General features: G+C 45.7%; 18 protein-coding genes. 14 read left to right on the top strand and 4 right to left on the bottom strand.

Annotated features, from left to right (window positions below; translation table 11 throughout):
* Positions 1 to 141: 141 nt before the first annotated feature.
* The 7 genes from L4C42_RS09175 to recG all read left to right on the top strand — a co-directional run bounded on the left by L4C42_RS09175 (position 142) and on the right by recG (position 9,879).
* Positions 142 to 2,928, top strand: a complete 2,787-nt coding sequence (locus tag L4C42_RS09175) for a response regulator (protein ID WP_429760176.1) — start codon at positions 142 to 144, stop codon at positions 2,926 to 2,928.
* Positions 2,929 to 3,094: 166 nt separating this feature from the next.
* A complete protein-coding gene (gene gmk / locus L4C42_RS09170; protein ID WP_353498639.1) occupies positions 3,095 to 3,718 on the top strand; it encodes a guanylate kinase in 624 nt (207 codons plus the stop codon).
* Between the two features lie 274 nt (positions 3,719 to 3,992).
* On the top strand, positions 3,993 to 4,265 hold the full coding sequence (gene rpoZ / locus L4C42_RS09165; protein WP_006071268.1) for a DNA-directed RNA polymerase subunit omega: 273 nt from the start codon (positions 3,993 to 3,995) through the stop codon (positions 4,263 to 4,265).
* 44 nt (positions 4,266 to 4,309) lie between these two features.
* A complete protein-coding gene (gene spoT, locus L4C42_RS09160; protein WP_353497607.1) occupies positions 4,310 to 6,427 on the top strand; it encodes a bifunctional GTP diphosphokinase/guanosine-3',5'-bis pyrophosphate 3'-pyrophosphohydrolase in 2,118 nt (705 codons plus the stop codon).
* A 62-nt stretch (positions 6,428 to 6,489) separates the two neighbouring features.
* Positions 6,490 to 7,176, top strand: a complete 687-nt coding sequence (gene trmH, locus L4C42_RS09155) for a tRNA (guanosine(18)-2'-O)-methyltransferase TrmH (RefSeq protein ID WP_429760173.1) — start codon at positions 6,490 to 6,492, stop codon at positions 7,174 to 7,176.
* 96 nt (positions 7,177 to 7,272) lie between these two features.
* Positions 7,273 to 7,557, top strand: a complete 285-nt coding sequence (locus tag L4C42_RS09150) for a GIY-YIG nuclease family protein (RefSeq protein WP_429760171.1) — start codon at positions 7,273 to 7,275, stop codon at positions 7,555 to 7,557.
* 243 nt (positions 7,558 to 7,800) lie between these two features.
* The gene (recG, locus tag L4C42_RS09145; protein WP_429760169.1) at positions 7,801 to 9,879 is read left to right on the top strand and encodes an ATP-dependent DNA helicase RecG; all 2,079 of its coding nucleotides are present in this window, start codon (positions 7,801 to 7,803) and stop codon (positions 9,877 to 9,879) included.
* Positions 9,880 to 9,898: 19 nt separating this feature from the next.
* On the opposite strand, the gene envZ is transcribed toward recG, so the two are convergent.
* Both envZ and ompR read right to left on the bottom strand, forming a co-directional pair.
* Positions 9,899 to 11,233 carry a two-component system sensor histidine kinase EnvZ gene (gene envZ / locus L4C42_RS09140; RefSeq protein WP_418641863.1) on the bottom strand — a complete coding sequence of 445 codons (1,335 nt, stop codon included), beginning with the start codon at positions 11,231 to 11,233 and terminating at the stop codon, positions 9,899 to 9,901.
* 80 nt (positions 11,234 to 11,313) lie between these two features.
* Positions 11,314 to 12,033: an osmolarity response regulator transcription factor OmpR gene (ompR, locus tag L4C42_RS09135; protein ID WP_006071277.1), complete on the bottom strand. Its 720-nt coding sequence runs from the start codon at positions 12,031 to 12,033 to the stop codon at positions 11,314 to 11,316.
* Between the two features lie 353 nt (positions 12,034 to 12,386).
* On the opposite strand from ompR, the gene L4C42_RS09130 reads away from it, so the two are divergent.
* Positions 12,387 to 13,250: a helix-turn-helix domain-containing protein gene (locus L4C42_RS09130; protein WP_429760166.1), complete on the top strand. Its 864-nt coding sequence runs from the start codon at positions 12,387 to 12,389 to the stop codon at positions 13,248 to 13,250.
* Between the two features lie 61 nt (positions 13,251 to 13,311).
* Here the strand turns inward: L4C42_RS09130 and greB are convergent, their stop codons facing one another.
* On the bottom strand, positions 13,312 to 13,797 hold the full coding sequence (gene greB / locus L4C42_RS09125; RefSeq protein WP_006071280.1) for a transcription elongation factor GreB: 486 nt from the start codon (positions 13,795 to 13,797) through the stop codon (positions 13,312 to 13,314).
* A 282-nt stretch (positions 13,798 to 14,079) separates the two neighbouring features.
* Between greB and L4C42_RS09120 the strand changes: the two genes are divergently transcribed.
* The 6 genes from L4C42_RS09120 to L4C42_RS09095 all read left to right on the top strand — a co-directional run bounded on the left by L4C42_RS09120 (position 14,080) and on the right by L4C42_RS09095 (position 20,106).
* Positions 14,080 to 14,613: a hypothetical protein gene (locus L4C42_RS09120; RefSeq protein ID WP_418641861.1), complete on the top strand. Its 534-nt coding sequence runs from the start codon at positions 14,080 to 14,082 to the stop codon at positions 14,611 to 14,613.
* A 475-nt stretch (positions 14,614 to 15,088) separates the two neighbouring features.
* Complete coding sequence (locus L4C42_RS09115) at positions 15,089 to 15,823, top strand: hypothetical protein (protein WP_088876395.1); 735 nt, start codon at positions 15,089 to 15,091, stop codon at positions 15,821 to 15,823.
* A gap of 60 nt (positions 15,824 to 15,883) precedes the next feature.
* On the top strand, positions 15,884 to 16,543 hold the full coding sequence (locus tag L4C42_RS09110) for a fimbrial biogenesis chaperone (RefSeq protein ID WP_418641860.1): 660 nt from the start codon (positions 15,884 to 15,886) through the stop codon (positions 16,541 to 16,543).
* Positions 16,544 to 16,554: 11 nt separating this feature from the next.
* Complete coding sequence (locus L4C42_RS09105; RefSeq protein ID WP_418641859.1) at positions 16,555 to 18,885, top strand: fimbria/pilus outer membrane usher protein; 2,331 nt, start codon at positions 16,555 to 16,557, stop codon at positions 18,883 to 18,885.
* 3 nt (positions 18,886 to 18,888) lie between these two features.
* Positions 18,889 to 19,590: a winged helix-turn-helix domain-containing protein gene (locus L4C42_RS09100; protein WP_418641858.1), complete on the top strand. Its 702-nt coding sequence runs from the start codon at positions 18,889 to 18,891 to the stop codon at positions 19,588 to 19,590.
* Positions 19,591 to 19,626: 36 nt separating this feature from the next.
* Positions 19,627 to 20,106: a hypothetical protein gene (locus L4C42_RS09095; protein ID WP_418641857.1), complete on the top strand. Its 480-nt coding sequence runs from the start codon at positions 19,627 to 19,629 to the stop codon at positions 20,104 to 20,106.
* Between the two features lie 91 nt (positions 20,107 to 20,197).
* Here the strand turns inward: L4C42_RS09095 and L4C42_RS09090 are convergent, their stop codons facing one another.
* Positions 20,198 to 20,785, bottom strand: coding sequence for a YjaG family protein (locus L4C42_RS09090; protein WP_418641856.1), 588 nt, complete (start codon positions 20,783 to 20,785; stop codon positions 20,198 to 20,200).
* Positions 20,786 to 20,849: the final 64 nt, after the last annotated feature.

The following is a 20,849-nucleotide window of genomic DNA, read 5'->3' as shown; positions in this document are numbered from 1 at the left end:
AGCCTTACAAAACAACACCTTGATAAATAAGCAAACGTTTGCCATTTATGTCTTATTGAATTCATAAAAAACGCAAATATCGGAACCTAGCAGTTCGTCTCCTATACTGCTGAAATACGCTAAGAAACAGGATGGGCATGCATGCCAACCGCGATACGTAACTTAACCCTGAGAACCCAAACATCATTGATTGTATTAGGGTTACTCATCGTTGTTCTAACCATGAGCTATCAAGTGATCCGCTCACTCGTGGATAGAAATGCGGAGGCCACCAAAACCATCGAACTTCTCAACGTCGCTCATTCGCTTGATAACATTGCTCACCACTTTGCTGTCGAGCGCGGGCTATCTGAAGGTTATAAATCTAATCTAGATGAAACCACCAAACAAAAACTCATTACGGCAAGAGCGCAAGCCGATAAAGCAAGCGAGCAATGGCGGAGCTTATCCAGCAAGCACAGCGACATCGAACAGGCTTTCAGTGAGCAAATTCAATTACTTGATCGTGCTATTGAGCATACCGTGATGGTAAGGGAGTTCGTTGATCATGGTGTCGGCGAATATTCCTTCAAGCACTACTCAGGGCTTATCGAGCAAGCATTAACTATTTATGATGCCCTTGTCAGTTCTATCGAATCCCCAGACTTAGTTGATGATTTACTGCATCATGTCCATTTGCTTTGGCTCAAAGAGCGCGCAGGGCAATCTCGCGGCATTCTCAATGGTATTTTTGCAGCGCCTGAGCAAGCCATCTCAAACGATAAGATGATCGATGCGGGTTATTACATTCGAAGTTTCGATTGGAATCTGCGCTTACTGCGTCAACATGCGCCAGAGTCCCTCTACATGCCTATTATCAATTGGGGTGTCCATAAGCAAATTGATGACATTGAATCAACGTTCGTCACATCAGGAACACTTGAGGATGGGCTTGAGGATATTACCCCCGAGTTTTGGTTCCCATTAGCGACACAGCGAATCGAACGGATCCGCTCGATTCTCGATTTACAAAATCAGCAAATATCTCAACAAGCGATGCAGACCGTATTGAACACAAATCGCAATTTAGTGCTTGGTGCACTTGGTCTGGCTCTGGCCATCATTTGTTTAGTGGTGTTGCTTTTTATGTCTCGGCAGTTGGTGCAAAGATTAGAAGCTTTACTAGACGCCACCAAACATGTAGGTCAAGGCGATTACAAAATATCACTCCCTCAGCACCACTTTAATCAAACCGATGAAATCAGCCGCCTGAGTACCGGCTTTATTAATATGGCGGATTCCTTAGCCCTCAAAGAGCAACAAATGCTTGAACATAACCAGCAACTACAACAAGCAACGGAAGAAGCACGTTCGGCGGCGCACGCAAAAAGCGAGTTTCTCTCTACCATGAGTCATGAAATCCGCACTCCAATGAATGGGGTGATTGGTATGACTGACCTGCTGCTCGATACCGAACTTGATGAGCAGCAATTCAAGCTTGCCCGAACGTCAAGAGACAGCGCTGAGTCTCTGCTGGCAATCATCAATGATATTCTGGATTTTTCTAAGTTTGAAGCTGGCAAAATCGACCTAGAGCAGTTGGAATTTAACCTCGTTGAACTTATCGAAGACATTGGCGCGACGCTCTACCTAGGTGCCTCTCAAAAGAAACTGGAGTTAATCTGCCCTGCCAATCCAGTACTCTCTCAATGGCACATTGGCGATCCGGGACGCATTAGACAAATTCTCGTCAACCTGATTGGTAACGCAGTGAAATTCACCGAACAAGGTCAAGTGGCCGTTTATGTTTCTGTCCAACCAAAAAATGAACAGTTCGACAGCGTAAAGTTCTCTGTGGTCGATTCGGGGATCGGTATCGAGAAAGCCCATCAAGACAAACTGTTTGATAAGTTTACCCAAGCCGACAGTTCCACCACCCGAAAATATGGCGGTACAGGTTTAGGGCTATCAATAAGTAAAAAGCTGGTTGAACTTATGGGTGGTGAGATTGGCGTTCACAGCGAAATTGGCGAAGGTTCAACCTTCTGGTTTGAAGTACCGCTGCCCCATCTGGCCGAAAAAGATGTTCACTATGCCCCTAAAGGGGATCTCAAGCAGCAACGTATCTTGGTGGTGGATGACAACCCGATTAATAGGCAATTGGTGGGGCAACTGCTTTCTAACTGGGCTATCGAATATCAACAGGCCAGCTCTGCCCAAGAAGCGATGTCCATGCTCACGAAGGCGTATGACACTGGTGCTCCCTACTCCATTGCCATCCTTGACTATGAGATGCCACAGACTAACGGTATCCAATTGGCACGCGGCATTAAAGCGGATGACAATTTGCGTTCAACCAGGCTGGTGATGCTCTCTTCCGTGGTGCAGCGAGGCGACATGAAATTGGTCAAGGACAACGGATTCAGCGCTTATCTCACCAAGCCGACACAACAAGCAGAGCTATTCGACGTTTTGTCTCGCGTTGCCGCGCTTGATGGGGTCGATGATCAAAGTATGCTGTTTATTACCAAGCACTCGCCGACTCAAGCACCTGAGTTTCATGCCCACGTGTTGGTTGTTGATGATATGAAGACCAATCAAGTGGTGGTCAAATCGCTACTGTCTAAATTTAAGGTCAGCGTCGACTTGGTAGAAAATGGTCAGCAAGCTCTCGATATCCTCCGTGAGCGCAGCTTTGACATTGTATTTATGGACTGCCAAATGCCTGTAATGGATGGTTTTGAAGCCACCACTATGATTCGCAAGCCCGAGAGCAAAGTAGTTGACCCCAATGTCACCATCATCGCCATGACCGCTAATGCTATGCAAGGGGATCGCGAGCGCTGCTTGGAAGTGGGGATGGATGACTACATCACCAAACCCATCAACTCAAAAATGCTCCTTGCGACACTGGAGAAATGGCTCACTACCACACGGCAATCTGCTTAGAAAGTTATCCACAAGACGGTTGAGTCTGCATCTAGGTTTGTGATACTCTTCGCCTCCATTTTTCTGGCCGAAATTTCAGCACTTCGGCCAGTGTGTTATCTAAAATAGAAGAAGGCACTGACCTGCTTCTATTCCTTCAACCCAAGAATGCGGACACTGACAAATGATTGGTAAAGGCACCCTTTATATCGTATCGGCTCCTAGCGGCGCTGGTAAATCGAGCCTAATTTCAGCGATGTTGGAAAAAAACCCAACCTACGCAATGAAGGTTTCAGTTTCTCACACCACTCGTGGCATGCGCCCTGGTGAAGAAGATGGCGTGCACTATCACTTCGTTGAAAAATCAGAGTTTGAATCACTGATCGCACAAGGCGCTTTCCTAGAGTATGCCGAAGTATTCGGTAACTACTACGGCACGTCTCGCCTGTGGATTGAAGAGACCCTAGATAAAGGCATCGATGTTTTCCTAGACATCGATTGGCAAGGCGCACGTCAAATCCGTGAGCAAATGCCTCAAGCGAAAAGCGTATTTATCCTACCGCCTTCAAACAGTGAGCTAGAACGCCGTTTGAACGTTCGCGGCCAAGATAGCAATGAAGTGATCGCAAAACGCATGAGCGAAGCAAAATCAGAAATGTCACACTACAACGAGTACGACTATGTTATCGTCAACGATGACTTTGATGGCGCACTGGTTGATTTTAAAGCCATTTTACGTGCTGAGCGCTTGAAACAAGACAAGCAAGCGGTGAAATATAAAGGTATGTTGGATGCGCTGCTAGCGGAGTAATGACTTCTCTAGCACAAACCAAGTTCAAGAAATATACCGTCATCCTCACGAAAGTGAGGATCTTTATCAGCAAGTATTGCGCTCAAGTAATGCGAGTCACTTGCCGCACGAGATCCCCTTTTTCAAAGGGATGACGAGTGTGCTACTTCGAAGGTAGCGCGCAATTAAAACCCAAGTAACAGTAGCTAAACGGATCATTTGTGATCTAGAATCTAAATGTAATAGCCTGTATACTTTCTCGTCATCAAAAATTTAGTTAACTATTGGAGTTCTTATGGCACGCGTAACTGTTCAAGACGCTGTTGAAAAAGTTGGTAACCGTTTCGACCTAGTTCTTATTTCGGCTCGCCGCGCACGTCAGATGCAAATCGGTGGTAAAGATGCACTAGTGCCAGAAGAAAATGATAAGCCAACGGTTATCGCTCTACGCGAAATCGAAGAAGGTTTGATCACAAAAGAAGTACTAGACGCACGCGAGCGTCAAGAGCAGCAAGAGCAAGAAGCTGCAGAACTAGCGGCAGTAAGCAGCATCGCTCACAACCGTTAATTCGACCTATCCACCAGAGTTCCATCGACGTTCGGGCCTATAATTTGTACCTATTCGATAGCCTTAAAGACGTTGCCCAAGAATACCTAACAGAGCCTCAAATTGAGGCTCTGCGTCAATCTTATGTGGTAGCAAGAGATGCCCATGAAGGGCAGACCCGCTCTAGCGGTGAACCATACATCATCCACCCGGTTGCGGTTGCTCGTATCCTCGCAGAAATGCGTCTGGATATTGAAACGCTTCAAGCAGCTCTGTTGCATGATGTTATTGAAGATACGGAAGTCACCAAAGAAGAGCTAGAAGAACAGTTTGGCAATACCGTCGCGGAACTCGTGGACGGCGTCTCTAAGCTCGACAAGCTAAAATTCCGAGATCGCAAAGAAGCTCAAGCGGAGAACTTCCGCAAGATGGTGCTTGCCATGGTGCAAGACATCCGCGTGATCTTGATTAAGCTCAGTGACCGTACTCATAACATGCGTACATTGGGCGCGCTTCGTCCTGACAAGAAACGTCGTATCGCTCGTGAAACCCTAGAGATTTATGCGCCGCTTGCGCACCGTCTAGGTATTCACAACATCAAGACCGAGCTTGAAGAGCTAGGTTTTGAAGCGCTCTATCCAAACCGTTATCGCGTTCTAAAAGAAGTGGTGAAAGCTGCTCGTGGTAACCGTAAGGAAATGATCCAACGTATCCACAGCGAAATTGAAGGTCGTCTTGAAGAAGTCGGTCTGAACTGTCGCGTTTTGGGTCGTGAAAAGAACCTGTTCTCCATCTACAACAAGATGAAAACCAAAGAGCAGCGTTTCCACACCATCATGGATATCTATGCCTTCCGCGTTATCGTGGACACGGCGGACACCTGTTATCGTGTACTTGGTCAAGTCCATAGCCTGTACAAGCCTCGTCCTGGCCGCATGAAAGATTACATCGCGGTACCAAAAGCGAACGGCTACCAATCCCTACACACCTCAATGGTTGGCCCTCACGGTGTGCCCGTTGAAGTGCAGATCCGTACTGAAGATATGGATCAAATGGCGGATAAAGGTGTCGCGGCGCACTGGGCTTACAAAGGCAACGGCGATCGCACTGGCACTACGGCGCAAATTAAAGCGCAGCGCTGGATGCAAAGCCTGCTTGAGCTACAGCAAAGTGCTGGTAACTCATTTGAATTTATTGAAAACGTAAAATCCGATCTGTTCCCAGACGAAATTTACGTGTTCACACCAAAAGGTCGTATTGTTGAGTTGCCACTTGGCGCAACCGCCGTCGACTTTGCTTACGCCGTTCATACCGATGTGGGTAATACCTGCGTTGGTGCACGTGTTGACCGTAATCCTTACCCGCTAAGTAAAGCGCTTAAGAACGGCCAAACAGTTGAGATCATCAGTGCACCGGGCGCTCGTCCAAATGCTGCATGGCTAAACTATGTTGTGACATCCCGTGCTCGCACTAAGATCCGCCAGGTCCTTAAGACGATGCGCCGCGAAGAGTCCATCGTACTGGGTCGCCGCTTACTCAACCATGCGTTGGGTCGTCATTCTATTGATACCATCTACCCAGATAACATCAATGAAGTGCTGACTGATCTTAAGCTCGACTCTGTGGATGACTTGCTGGCTGATATCGGCTTAGGCGAGTTAATGAGCATCGTCATTGCGCGTCGCCTGTTAGGTGATACTGACGAACTGACGCAAACCAGCTCGGTACCAACGACAGGCAAAAAGCTACCAATCCGCGGCGCGGAAGGTATTTTGCTGACGTTCGCCAACTGCTGTCACCCGATCCCAGACGATCACATTATTGCGCATGTGTCCCCAGGTCGTGGCCTTGTGGTTCACCGCGAGACGTGTCCAAACGTTCGTGGTCACCAAAAAGAGCCGGATAAGTACATGGCTGTTGAGTGGAGCGACAACTTCGAGCAGGAGTTTACTGCTGAGCTGAAAGTCGATCTGCAAAACCACCAAGGTGCGCTGGCTGAGCTGACCAATGTGATTGCCAAAACAGGGTCTAACATTCACGGCATCTCAACCGAGGAGCGTGATGGCCGCTTGTATACGGTGACCGTTTTGCTAACGACCAAAGATCGTGTACACCTTGCTGGCATTATGAAGCGCATTCGCGTGATGCCGCACGCGCTTCGCGTCCGACGTCGCAAGAACTAGCACAGCCTTTGATTTAATACGGGTTCGATGAATATCGAGCCCGTTTTATTTGGAACATCCCAATGAATTTAGAACGCTACAATCGAATTCAGGAAGTGCTCAAGGCACGCCAACCCGACCTGACTTTACTGCTGGAGCAAGTTCACAAGCCAAATAATGTCTCTGCGGTGATTCGCACTGCCGACGCGGCCGGCGTCCACAAAGTCCATGCAGTTTGGCCAGATGAGAAGATGCGCACCTTAAGCCATACCTCAGCCGGCGCACGAAACTGGGTGGAAGTAGAGACGCACGATACGGTAACCGGTGCGATTCGTGAGCTCAAATCACAAGGCATGCAGGTTCTTGCGACCAACCTGTCCGATTCTGCAGTCGATTTTCGCGATATCGATTACACCAAACCTACCGCAATCATCCTTGGTGGCGAGAAGAACGGTATTACTCAAAATGCGCTCGGTGAAGCGGATCAGGACATCATTATTCCCATGGTCGGCATGGTTCAGTCGCTCAATGTCTCGGTTGCTAGCGCACTCATTCTGTTCGAAGCACAACGACAGCGCCAACTTGCAGGTATGTACGATCGCGATACCAGTGTTCTGCCAGAAGAAACCATCCATCGTATCTTATTCGAACGCGGCCACCCGGTTCTCGCCAAAGTCGCTAAGAAGAAGAACATGCCTTACCCACCGCTGGATGATGAAGGTCAGATTGTGGCGGATGAGTCATGGTGGAAAGAGATGCAGAAGAAGTAGCAAAGTTTGAGTTAAGACTGGTTTTCTCACCCGTTTGAAGTTACTCGCAATCCGAAAATGCTCAAGTGGTAAGCTTCTGCTATTTGAGCAACTTCTATGAAGCGAGCATGTGTCTACATCTTGTCTTCCAACAACCACAAAGTTTTGTATGTTGGTGTCACCTCTCAACTCAAGCAAAGAGTTTGGCAACACAAAATCGGTGTTGTTGATGGTTTTACTAAAAAGTACCACGTTCACAAGTTGGTCTTTTTTGAACTTCATCAATCAATGTATTCTGCAATTGAACGAGAAAAGCAGGTAAAGAAGTGGAAGCGTGAATGGAAAGAGAATCTTATTAAGAGTATCAATCCTGATTGGGCGGACTTGTATGATTCTTTATAATTGACACATGTACCGTGAAGACCCCACATCCAAAATGATCGTCACCCTTGCGCAGGCAGGGGCCTACTCAAAACGCGCACCAAGCCTCAGCAAGATTCCTGCCTGCGTAGGCGCACGGCCAGTGGAATGACGAACCTATAAAATCACCGCACTCAAATTAATCGCCACCCCTTGTATAAAACTGTACAAAAAGACAGTTAAATGCTTGAATATTCCCATCTAACACTCTGATGGATGGTGAATATGGCTCAGTTACTGTCGGCAATTCCTTTAACTTCGCTTACTGGCGTAGGGGCAAAAGTCGCAGAGAAACTTGAAAAGGTAGGATTGCACACGGTGCAAGATCTGCTGTTTCACTTGCCTCATCGCTATGAAGACCGCACACGCATCTACCCTATCGTCAAACTGCACCCGGGTCTTTGGGGGTCAGTGCAAGGTAAAGTGATGAGTAGTGATGTCGCCTTTGGCCGTCGTAAAATGCTGACTGTAAAAGTCAGTGATGGCAATGGCACCATTACCCTACGCTTTTTCAACTTCACAGCGGCGATGAAGAATAACTTCTCCGAGGGGCGTGTTGTTATTGCCTATGGTGAAGTGAAGCGCGGCAATCACGGCCTTGAAATCATCCATCCTGAATACAAGTTTCATGCAGAGGGGAAAACGCCAAAGCTCGAGCAAACTCTGACGCCCGTCTACCCGACAACTGAAGGCTTGAGACAACTGACTCTTAAGAGTTTAACCGACCAAGCGCTAGAGCTCATGGATGGTGCCGCTGTTGATGAGCTACTGCCAAGTGGCTTGTACAACCAACAAATGACGCTTAGCCAAGCGCTACACATTATTCACCGCCCGCCGCCGAACATTAACCTCGACGATTTTGATGAAGGCAAACACCCGGCTCAGCAGCGCTTGATCATTGAAGAGCTCATGGCGCAGAACTTGTCGATGCTCGCCGTACGCAGTAAAGGTCAACAAGATGCTGCGATTGCACTAGATCCGGTACAAACGCTTAAACAAAAGCTTTTGGAGCAACTCCCTTTCTCACCAACAGGCGCTCAAGCTCGCGTGGTTCAAGAAATTGAAACCGACCTGCAAAAACCTACCCCTATGATGCGCTTAGTACAGGGAGATGTGGGATCGGGTAAAACCCTAGTCGCAGCCTTGGCTGCGGTGCGCGCGATTGAGCATGGCTATCAAGTGGCAATGATGGCACCTACTGAATTGCTCGCTGAGCAGCATGCGATTAACTTTGCTGGCTGGTTTGAGTCGATGGGCATTCAAGTGGGCTGGCTGGCTGGTAAGCAGAAAGGCAAAGCGAAAGAAGCTGAGCTCGCACGCATTGCCAGTGGTGAAGCTCAAATGGTTGTCGGCACCCATGCGCTGTTTCAGGAATCGGTCGAGTTTAACAACTTGGCACTCGTTATCATTGATGAGCAGCACCGCTTTGGTGTCCACCAGCGACTCGAGCTGCGTGCGAAAGGCGCTAAGCAAGGCTTCTACCCGCACCAGTTGATCATGACGGCCACGCCGATTCCTAGAACTCTGGCGATGACCGCCTATGCAGATTTAGAAACCTCAGTCATTAACGAACTGCCGCCGGGGCGAACCCCGATTCAAACGGTCGCTATTCCCGATACCAAGCGTGATGATGTGATTGAACGCGTCAAAAATGCCTGCCTTCATGAAGGCAAACAGGCATATTGGGTGTGCACCTTGATTGATGAGTCTGAAGTGCTTGAAGCGCAAGCCGCCGCGGATACCGCCGAAGACCTACAACGCAAACTCCCCGATCTTAAGATTGGCTTGGTGCATGGCCGCATGAAGCCGGCGGAGAAGCAAGATGTGATGCAGCGTTTTAAAAACAACGAGCTGCATCTTTTGGTTGCTACCACAGTGATCGAGGTCGGGGTGGATGTTCCCAACTCCAGCTTGATGATCATCGAAAACCCAGAGCGCCTTGGTTTGGCACAGCTACACCAGCTGCGCGGCCGTGTGGGACGTGGCAGCGTTGCAAGTCACTGTGTGCTGTTGTATCACTCTCCACTGTCTAAAACCGCTCAGAAGCGCTTAGGCGTGCTAAGAGAAAGCAATGACGGATTTGTCATTGCTCAGAAAGATTTAGAGATTCGAGGCCCTGGCGAGTTGCTTGGTACCAAACAAACCGGCTTGGCTGACTTTAAGATCGCCGACTTAGTTCGTGACCAGCGCTTAGTGCCAGAGGTACAGCGCATTGCCCGTCATGTTCATGAACAATATCCGGACAACGCTAAGAAGATTATCGACCGCTGGTTAGGTGATAGAGAGTTTTACGCTAAGGCGTAAGGATTCTTGATCCTAGGTCCTAGGTCCTAGGAATCATATTCTTCCCATTCTTCACCGCAGGAAAGCTCACTTGCGCCTTCAAGCCGCCTTCACTGCGATTCGAGATACTCACTGAGCCGTGATGCTGGCTAATGATACGTTTAACTATCGCTAGACCCAGCCCCGTACCTTCACTACCACGAGCGGTATCGCCACGTGTAAAAGGTTCGAATAGACGGCTGATTTGATCTGGGTCGATACCCGGACCATTGTCTTCCACCGTCACCCACGCCAGTTTGTTATCAGCGGTCATACCTGTCGTCACCTTCACCCAGCCATTCCCATAACGCACGGCATTCACCACCAGGTTAGTAATGGCACGTTTGATGGCGATAGGACTCCCTTCGATGTCTTTGATGCGCGCCATAGGGTCAAAATCGATTTGGATCTCATACCCCCCTTCAGACGAGACAATATCCGAGGCAATATCATTCAGGCTAAGCGGTTCGAACGACTGAGTGTTAACTGGTTTCAGATAGTCCATAAACTGGCTGATGATTTCGTTGCATTCTTCAGTATCACTGATAATGCCTTCCGCCAAGTAGCTGTCTTCTGGCGACATCATCTCTGTAGCAAGGCGAATACGTGTCAGCGGCGTGCGGATATCATGACTGATACCGGCCATTAATAGCGTGCGGTCTTGTTCAAGCTCTTGGATGCCTTTTGCCATTTGGTTAAAGGCTCGAGTGACTGAGCGGATCTCCGACGCCCCTTTTTCTGGCAGTGGCGGTGGGATTTCTCCTTTCCCTACTAGCTTCGCCGCATTTTCCAGAGCCGTCAGTGGCCGGTTCTGCAAGCGAATAAACAGCCAGCCACCAGCAAGGACAAGCAGCGCCATAATTAAGCTATTACGAAACAGCGGGGCAAAGTCTTCTTCTTGCAGCTCAGAGAGCGGGATACGGATCAGGGAGTTTGGTAGCGCGGCGATTTGCATCCATAGAATATAGCTCTCCTCACCAAGTATCAGACGAACCTCAGTCTCGGTTTGTAGCTCGTCGCTCATCTCTTCGCTCATCAAGTCGATAGGCAACGCATGGTTAAACTCACTTGCCATAGGACCATCATCCGCATGAATGGTCACGCCCAACTGAGCTAACACCTGCCTACGCAAAGGCGCATCCATTTCAATTTGCCCATCGACATCTTCCGTATCTTCTAGGAAAAACACCAACTCATGAGCCAAGATCTTGTTGAACTGCTGCAAGCTCGGCAGCAACGCATAGTTGTACACGGCGTAGTATGAGAAAACTTGGCTGGCAACTAACAGAGAGAAAAACAACAGGATAGATTGGGTGAAGGAGCTACGAAAGCGCATAAGGTTTCCTTTGGAGCGAAGATCGAGACAGGATAATAAACAAAAAAGGCTCTGAATCCATCCAGAGCCTTATCAATCAATTATGCTTCTTTACCGTCCGGCACGAAGACATAACCTAGACCCCACACGGTTTGAATGTAGCGAGGTTTACTCGGGTCGATTTCTAACATACGACGCAAGCGAGAAATTTGCACGTCAATGGAACGCTCCATCGCTGAGTACTCACGGCCACGAGCCATGTTCATTAGCTTATCACGCGACATTGGCTCACGTGCGTTGGTAACCAATGCTTTAAGCACTGCAAACTCACCAGACGTCAGAGGCATAGCCTCTTCACCGCGGAACATCTCACGAGTACCAAGGTTTAGTCGGAAGTCACCGAATTCGACCACAGACTCTTCTTGACTTGGTGCACCTGGCGCTTCGATGGTTTGGCGGCGCAACACCGCTTTAATACGAGCTAATAGCTCACGCGGGTTAAACGGTTTTGGTAAGTAGTCATCCGCACCGACCTCAAGGCCAACGATACGGTCTACTTCATCGCCTTTCGCTGTCAGCATTAGAATCGGCAACATGTTGTTGGCGTTACGTAAACGACGACAAATCGACAGGCCATCTTCACCTGGTAGCATTAAATCCAATACCATCAAATGAAAGTTTTCTCGGGTTAACAGGCGGTCCATCTGCTCACTGTTAGCAACACTGCGTACTTGGAATCCTTGCTCTGATAAGTAACGCTCTAGCAATGCACGGAGACGTGCATCGTCATCAACAACTAAAATCTTGTGATTTTCTTGCATATTCGATTCCACCACTAAAAAGCAATTCACACCCTCAACTTGCTATTTTATGAAGCAAACCAAAGGTTCAGCGGTAAATGTAACATTCCTTGGACAAAAGTTGTGCAGAGAATTGTTAGCGTTTATTAATTATGGTCTATATTAGCTGCCTTCGATACCATTCTGTGTGATATGAATGGTGTTTATTGTATGTTGCCAGACTTTTTGTTCTGAAACATGATTAACCAAAGCGTCATAATTCTCGCGTTCGCTAACGCTTTGTAACGCTTTGTAATAGGGTTTTCACAGCCCAAAGCGCCGCTCTCATATACCCTAAGTAACGTCTCTGGTCTCGATACATCAAGGAGAGGGTTATGACCATATCGTCCCAATGGGAGCCACAATTTTCCCGTGACAGTTTTGCCACCGCACTTAAGTACTGGCGCAGCGTCAATGGTCTGTCTCAACTAGAACTCGTTGAAGCGCTCAGCTTGTCTCATCGGGCTTTTCAAGGGGTCAACCAACCTATGCTCAGTAAATGGGAGCACGGCAATGGACAGCCCTCTCTAATGCGTCGCGCTGGTGTGGCTGCCTTTTTCCAACTGCCCTATCGCTACAGCCAAGAAGAGCGGCGACTCATACAAGGCGTAGCAAAGTACGATGAGTTCTTTATCGGCAATGAACCCGTCTATCCCTGCTCAATCGAAAAGTTCGTCAGCTACTCTTGGACGCAACTGCCTACTCTCTATCGCGAACAAATAGAGTACGCCCAGCAGCACTACCGCAATATCAGTTTTCAAGACCTAATCAGTGCTATGTCGGTAAAAGAAGTGAATGTGGTGGTCGCTTTGCATCAACAGGCGATGGTCGGTCATATTGTCTATGGCAAAGATTCCAGCGGCCAAGGCTGCTTGCTTAGCTACTTAGCCCAGGACAAACCACTTCATCGCCAGATTCATCGACATGCTTGCCAGTTATTTGAAGGGAAAAAAATCTTCGTTACCGCCATCAAGCCTTACGCGAAAACCTTGATGTCTGATATTTATATTCCTGAGAAACGCCAAGTTGGTGAGCTAAGTATCTTTGAATGTGATTTAACCGCACTCGATGCCAACCCATTCTTTGAACAAATACACGATGAAGGGCGAGTGTTATCGTTACTAAGCCATCATCAAAAAGTGCAACGAGACCGCCGCTCAGCTCCCACACACAAAACGGACGAGTTAGCTCTGTTATAAATCACAGCACGCAATTTGAGCTCTCAAAGACATACCACTTTAGGAGCTCAAGTCGCTCTATTTATTCAGAATGCTGTTGGTAAGTGATGGAGTTAATAAACCACTCCTTATCTCCTTGAGGAGTCTTCACCACTACCTCATCATCCACTTGTTTTTTTAGCAGCGCCCTCGCCATCGGAGAATCAATCGATATATAGCCTTTTGCATCACCGTAAATCTCTTCGGGACCTACAATCCGAAAATGCATGGTTTCACCTTCTTCATTCTCAATCTCCACCCAGGCACCGAAAAAGACCTTCCCTTCTTGTTGAGGTGAATAATCAACGATGGTGACCTCAGGTAAGAACTTGCGCAGAAAGCGAACACGGCGATCGATTTGGCGAAGCAAACGCTTATTGAAGGTATAGTCTGCGTTTTCAGAGCGATCACCTAAACTCGCCGCCCACGTCACTATCTTAGTGACTTCAGGACGTCGCTCGTTCCAGAGGTAATCATGTTCTTGTTTCAGTTTGTTGTAGCCTTCACGCGTGATCAATTTGGTCTTCATTTTGCTCTCTATTAATAGCAACTGCTGCTGAGAGATTATAACGAACTATTTGACTTTGTATGAACCCAAAATCCTCCCACCTTGTACACCAACGAATTGCTGAAATGATAGTAAACCGTCAAAACACCGTTTTAAACTACCTAATTATCAATATGGTTACCCAATGATTTATATCGTTTTTATTTTTTATTAGGACTTATTCTTTTACTTACCCCCTTAACTAATACCAATAATGAATTCTCAACGCATCACTTTCGAACATTCACTGTTAAGGAAAACATCATGTTTAGAAATAAAGCCTCTTTTCTACCTCCACTTAAACTTACCAAAAGAGATCTTCAATTAGAGGATATGGAGCAATTAGGCGTACATTTTGTTCATGGCACTGATTCAAGCGCTTTAGAAGGGTTGGTAAAATTCCGAGCGTTATTATCGGCTGAGGATATAGACTGTACCCCTTGGTTCCATCGATCCGACGGACTAAAATCTGGAGAAAGGGGTAATACATTTAACAACTTGTATCGCAATCAACCCATAAGCCAAGGGGTTAGCCTTCATTACACTCGCAACTACCACGAATGTCTTAATCATTATGCCAAACTCGGGTTACTCAGCGAGGACAACTATGAAGTACTAATCGGTTTAGACTCATTTGTCCCGCTGCGTGCTAAGTTTACCTCACATCCCGTTAGTATCGGTGGTATTAGCATAATGCGAATCTGCGCAATTTATGTTCCTGCACAATATGTTTCAGACGTAAGAGAGATGTTCCAAACAATTCCCTCTTTAGTCACCAAAGTACGAAGTTTTAGATAGTTGACCAACACTTTCGTGAAGATAAACCCCATAGAGTGCTGAAGAAACACTTCGCTTAGCACTCTTTCTTAAAAAGTCATTGACTTCTTTTTATTTATCAACTTTAGAAGCATCTTTCAAATAAATCCGCCAACCAACAACTAATCCAATTGTTGAAAAACCTCTCATATCAAACCACAAACTAATACCAAATCCTAATATTTAACTTTCAGTAGTCTCTCTCTCTCAAGTTTGTTTATTTTAGTGCAATAGGCTCTACAGCTGGCGAAAAGCTCAACATCAACAAGAATTAGTGCTGTATAAAAATACAATAGAAATTATAAACAACTGATATAGCTAACTTTTTATTTTTTATAATCATTTATTAGTTAACTGGGTTCCAAAAAAACAATAAATTCCATCTCGAATCAGAACACACTGACATTCATATTTAACCCATCTCAATTAACAAACTATTTAATCTGGAAAATAACTTATGACTTTCAACCTAAAAAAACAAACTCTAGCTAGCAGTGTTGGCCTTGTACTAGTGCTAAGTACATCATCAGCAATGGCTGTAGACCAATATGCGTTCAAAGAAGATTTATATGGTTCTCACGACAAAATAAATACTCGAAACGAGGAAAGTAAAGACATTGAATTAAACATCACTGCAAATGTTCAGTATGAAGGAGCTATTTGTTCATTTGATTTTGATAGTGGTGCCGGATTTGATGTTAATTTTGGCGATGTGACACTCAATAACGGAGAAGACAATACTATTGATACTCGAGAAACAGGATTACAATTAACTGGTAATGGCTGTGAAATGGCGTTTTTTAATATTGAAAATACATCAATGAAAGGAAAAAGTGCAGAAGAAGGGAAATTCGCCTGGCCCGTTGAAAATGCCTATTGGAAAGAAAATGGTCAGACTTGGTATGCACTAGGGGACGATATTGGTGTCTGGTTTACAACGGTTATCAAGAAACAAGACAGCGAGATTACAGCATCTATTGATGGCAATAAAAAAGTCAAGATTGAGAATGGCTATAAGATTGTAAAAGCAGGAGAAAAATCAGAATGGCACAGACTGAAAGACTTTGCTAAAGATAACACTCTTACATTAACAACGATTATGCATATTGACCATAGAAAGTACGCTATTTGGAATCACACGGCAGATAAAAAAGTCGATAAAGTGATGTCTTTTACTGCAAAGATTCAATAAAACTTATTTAATTCCTATCTTTGGAGTATTTATATACTCCAAAGATATAGAGATGTGAAAATGAAAAAATACATATTACTTATGTTGATACTACCAAGTATTTGCTATGCCATTGCTATTCCCGGAGCTAGGGTTGTTTATATTGAAGGGAATAAACACTTTCAAGGTGAAATCGTTAACAACTCAGATTCTGCCACGTTAGTACAGCTTTCCATATTAAATGACAATTTTGATGAAGAGAGGCTGCCAATAATAACACCAAATATCATTTTATCTAAATCAGATAGTCGTTCAGGATTCAGAATCTATAATTTAGAATCAGTAATGGACTCTAATGAAGTAGAAACATATCGGACTCTTAGTGCTGTCTCTATAAAAGAGCAGTCAGACACTCCATCAGATGTCGTTGCTGGCATGGATATGCATTACAAGTTATTTATCAGACCGAAATCTATTGCAACTCTAACCATGGCAGACGCAGTAAAGAAACTCGTAATTAACAAACAAGGTGATGATTTTGCAGTAAAAAATGAGTCTCCATTACACATCACGCTCATCTCTATTGAACAAAGAAAAGAAGAGACGATGGTAGTACAAATGATTGCCCCTTATCAGGAGATTACATTTACTAAACGTAGCAATTTTAACCCCAACAATTCTTTTGAATTAAATTACATCGACGACATTGGGTTACTTGCTAAAGATAAACGCTCGCTATAGATATATTACCCATGTTACGTTCCTTAATTCTGTTCATTCTGACTGCTCCCTTACTATCTTTTGCGGGAGGTTTTGATCTTTCTCTCCTTAATGGCATCTCTAAAGATGCCTCTCTCGGCAGCTTGGTTAATCACATCCCTGATGGTAACTACGACTTTAAAATTACCGTCAATAAAAGGCGAACGTATTTTGAATCCATTCTCTTCTACAGCAATGAGCAAGGAGAAAGCACGCCATGCTTCTCAGAACAACAATTAAGTGAGTTCGGCATTAAACCGGATATCAACTTAACACAAGGCGCATGTGTGCTAAGCAGCGAAATTGGCTTGGATATTGATTTTGGCAGTTTCGAAATAGCCATGAACATTCCTTCCAGATTTTTGCTGTCAGAAAAACAGTATGCTCTGACTCATTATGATGATGGCATCACAGCATTAATGTTGCCATATTCGGCTGGAATGACGACTAAGTTTGACGATAACTACAGAGCTTACGGTTCAGCAAGCCCACAATTCAATGTGGGACGGTTTCGCTTCAAGAGTAGCCTCTCGGCTTCTATGATGAATCAAGAGACGACAGTGTCCAATGGATATCTCTATGGATATACCAACATTCCTTCACTGCGCAGCAAGTTTATGTTTGGTGAACTAAGTCAAAGCACAGCAGTCATGGGGGCGGTCGATATGCAAGGCGTTAGCTTGAGCAGTAATAGCCGTTTGTATCAATCAGGGCAAATGACGGACACCACAACCATTCGTGCCAATGCAGAAACGAATGCCGAAGTGCGTGTTTATCAAGACAACGAACTGATTCACACTGAATACGTGGCGGCCGGCGAATTTACTATTAACGATATGAACATTCGCTCCAATAGTGATTTCGTGGTCAGCATTAAAGAAGAAGATGGACGTGAAGCGGTTTTTTCAGTTCCTAGTCAATTGGTACTCAGTGTCCTAAAGCAAGGCACTAGCGAACATAGCTTATTTACAGGGCTACAACGAACCAACTCACACGCCTTTTTAGGAGGAGAGTTGGTCTATGGTCTGACGGATACTCAATCTTTAACTACTGGGCTTTTCGTCGAGCGCGACTATAGCAACCTATCTGTGGCTAGTACGATGAATTTCGACCTATTGGGTGGTGTTCGCCTATCGGCTGCACATTCTACTTACCTACCAACGGGTCAGTCGGGAACTAAAATCAATTCAAGCTTAACCAAAAGCTTGCCATTCTGGTCGCTGAATTTTCAGACCTCTCTGAGTCATTTTTTGGGAAATGGGTACCGAGATATCAATAGTAGTCATATTGCCGATATGGTTAGAAAAGGCTATCAGTTTTCTACGTCAGCGAGTAGCGGCCTGCCCTTTCAACTTGGAAGCGTCAGTCTGTTTCAGTCTCTGGGAGGATCAGACAAAGCACAATTCCAAAGCTTTGGCTTAGGATACTCATTTGGTAATGAACACTATCGATACTCCGTTAGCGCGCTAAAAGCCTATTCTAAAGATAGTGTTCAGAATGACTTTTCCGTCGACAATCGCCTCTCGATGAATTTTTCGATGCCGCTCAACTGGGGAAAATCGCGCGTAAGCCTATCTCGCTCACACAGCAGTGGTCGCCCTGCGAGTACCTCGTTGTCTAGTGGTATGAGGTTCGGCGACAGTAGCTCCGTATCAGGCTCTCTGCGTTTCGATGATAAGAAGGGCATTGTGGGGCATGGGTTGTCTTTATCAAGCAATAGTGAATATAACAATTATTCTCTGCAATACTCCAACTCTCAATCGGGCTCACAGGTTAGAGGCACCGTGAAAGGTGGCTTGGTCGTTGCGGAAAATACCGTGCTTCCCACTCGGCGTCTATCTGACACCAATATATTAGTCAGAGTTGACGATGTGGAAGGGTTAAAAATAAGAAATGCTGGTAAAACAAACGCGGATGGCTTTGCGCTCATCCCTTCAGCCTCTGCGTACAGTCAAAATCGAGTTTCAGTCGAATCCAAGTCGATTCCTGATGGAGTCTACCTTGACGATACCGTCGCAAATACGATTCCAAGTGAAGGCGCTCTCACCTTAGTCACTTATCACGTTAAAAAAGGGCGCGACACCATGCTTAAGCTGAGGCAAGAGGTTTCATTAGGAACTAAGCTTTATAGTAATGATGCCCCGATTAGTAGCTACTTTGACAGTGATGGCCGTGTATTTATTGCGGCATTTGACAAAAATGAGGAACACCTAAGTGTTCCTATGCTCAGCTGTGACGTAAACATTATTGAAGACAGCTATATCGATATGTCGGGCTTAGATTATTATGAAGCCGAGTGTCTGTCCCCAAGTAATAGAAGCTAAATCATGACACCAACCACAAATATAACCTTGAACCCGAATAATGGTCACCTGGCGGAAGACGGGCTTACTATCGCCAAATTAAACAGCAGTGAGCGACTTATCTTAGAAGCTCTTTGCAATGCTCATGGGCACCCATTAACCAAGCAACAGTTATTGGACGTTGGCTGGCCTGGCAAGATTGTTGTCGCTAATTCGCTCAATGTCGCCATCCGAAATATTCGGACAGCGTTGGATAAAGTTGGCTTAGTGATGTGCTTAGAAACCGTTCCAACTATTGGTTTTCGGTTAGACCCTAATGTCATTTTGATCACCAATGACGTACCTTTTGTCAGCGTGAACGTAGGTTCAACCAACGCTAAGGCCAATGATGCTAGCTCTTCTGAACTAACCGCTCAGCCAGTCGAAGAGTGTCCTTCATCCAATGACGCAGTTGCGACACCAACTCGGTTTGAGTTAGTCAAAAAGGTGCCTTTAATGGCACTTTATGCCGCCTTGTTGTTTTGTGCTTTAGTGATTTTTTACGTGTCATCGATAAAGCCAAGTATGCACACCTATAAGCGTGGCAACACCACTTTAATCGGTTCATTCTCTCTGCCAGATAACACGGTACACGCCCTGTCTCAAGAGGCGGAGGGTCATGTGGTGTATTTTCGGGATACTTCTGATGAAGATGGCATTATTCGCTTGGTCCCAATTGAGCACTGAACCGAGATTTTAGCTTCGAATAGTAAGGAATACTGAATGCGCTCTACCAATGCTATGGCCAACCTGCGAACAATAGCGACATCAAAACGTTTCGTTGCTTTGCTGCTAATGGTTTCTGTTGTTTGGCTATTGTATCCCTTCGTTAATGGCTTGGGATGTAGCTATAGGTTTACTCATGATGGTGAGCTCAATTTGCAAAAAGGCAAATGCCGCTCAGGCGTGTTGTCTGTATATATTGAAAATAAAGCCAGCGGGAGGGTCATTAATAAGACCATGCTTTGGGGTAAACGAGGGTCGGAGATTTACACGTTGTTTATCAGTCAGAGAGAGGTAAAACCTGCAGTGGCCGTCGATAATCAAGCGCTGTATGCCGATACGTTTTATGATAACCAGCTGTTGATTGTTGGGCTGCTGCTCGAGACAAAACAGCCTAATCAGTACGTCTCTGTGTTTGATTACCCATTTGATATCGGCTACGACATCGCCTTGTTTGGCAAGACCAGTTTTTTTGATTAAGACGAGAAGGTATTGAGTTTAGTTTGGTCGTTCTCAGGCTGGTCGTGGAAAACTTACCTGAGAACGCACTTTTCTATCCTGAAGGCGTACGCTAGATACTTACACCAATGTTACTGACTCCCTCTTCCTTAAGCTCAAGGCGAAGATCTTTAATCAGCTCTATATCACGCTCAGTGCAATCACGTAGTGGACGGAAAATAGCCCACTGAACATCCCACTCTTCACACACGGCTTCGTTTTCTTTTTGGTTCTCATTGGTGATTTCCACACCGGTTTCTGCTTGCTCAAGCTGAGCCACAGTCGCGACAGACTGTTGACTGATCTTAAGCGTTGATTCCAGTAAGTAATCGCGATCGAGCAAACCATGCAGTAGAGTCGACAAGGCAAAGCATGCATCAATTGCTGGATAGACGCCGTAGATATCGAAATCTTCCGAGTTTGGAATGACCTCTTCTAGCTTTTCAAGCTGCTTTTCGAAGTTGATTTTAGCGGTTTTCACCGTCAGCAGTTCCCATACCGCATCCAAAATATTGCGGTATACGCGTGCTTCAGCAAACTCGGTTTGCTCACAGAACATAGCGTAGTTGGGGTACATACGCTCGCACAAACAGGTCATAAAAGTGATATGCTGCCAAGGCTCAAATTTTTCGATACGTACCTGAATAGGGTTCTTTAACATGGTCGCTCTGCCGTAGTGAATATAGTCTGCGGAAGTGTAACCAAACGGATAGGGAATAGCCAGA

The organism is Vibrio wakamikoensis (assembly GCF_050337275.1).
In the GTDB taxonomy this organism is placed as follows: Bacteria; Pseudomonadota; Gammaproteobacteria; order Enterobacterales; family Vibrionaceae; genus Vibrio; species Vibrio chaetopteri.
The sequence above is the reverse complement of the archived record's forward strand: the minus strand, read 5'-3'. Positions and strand labels throughout refer to the sequence as shown.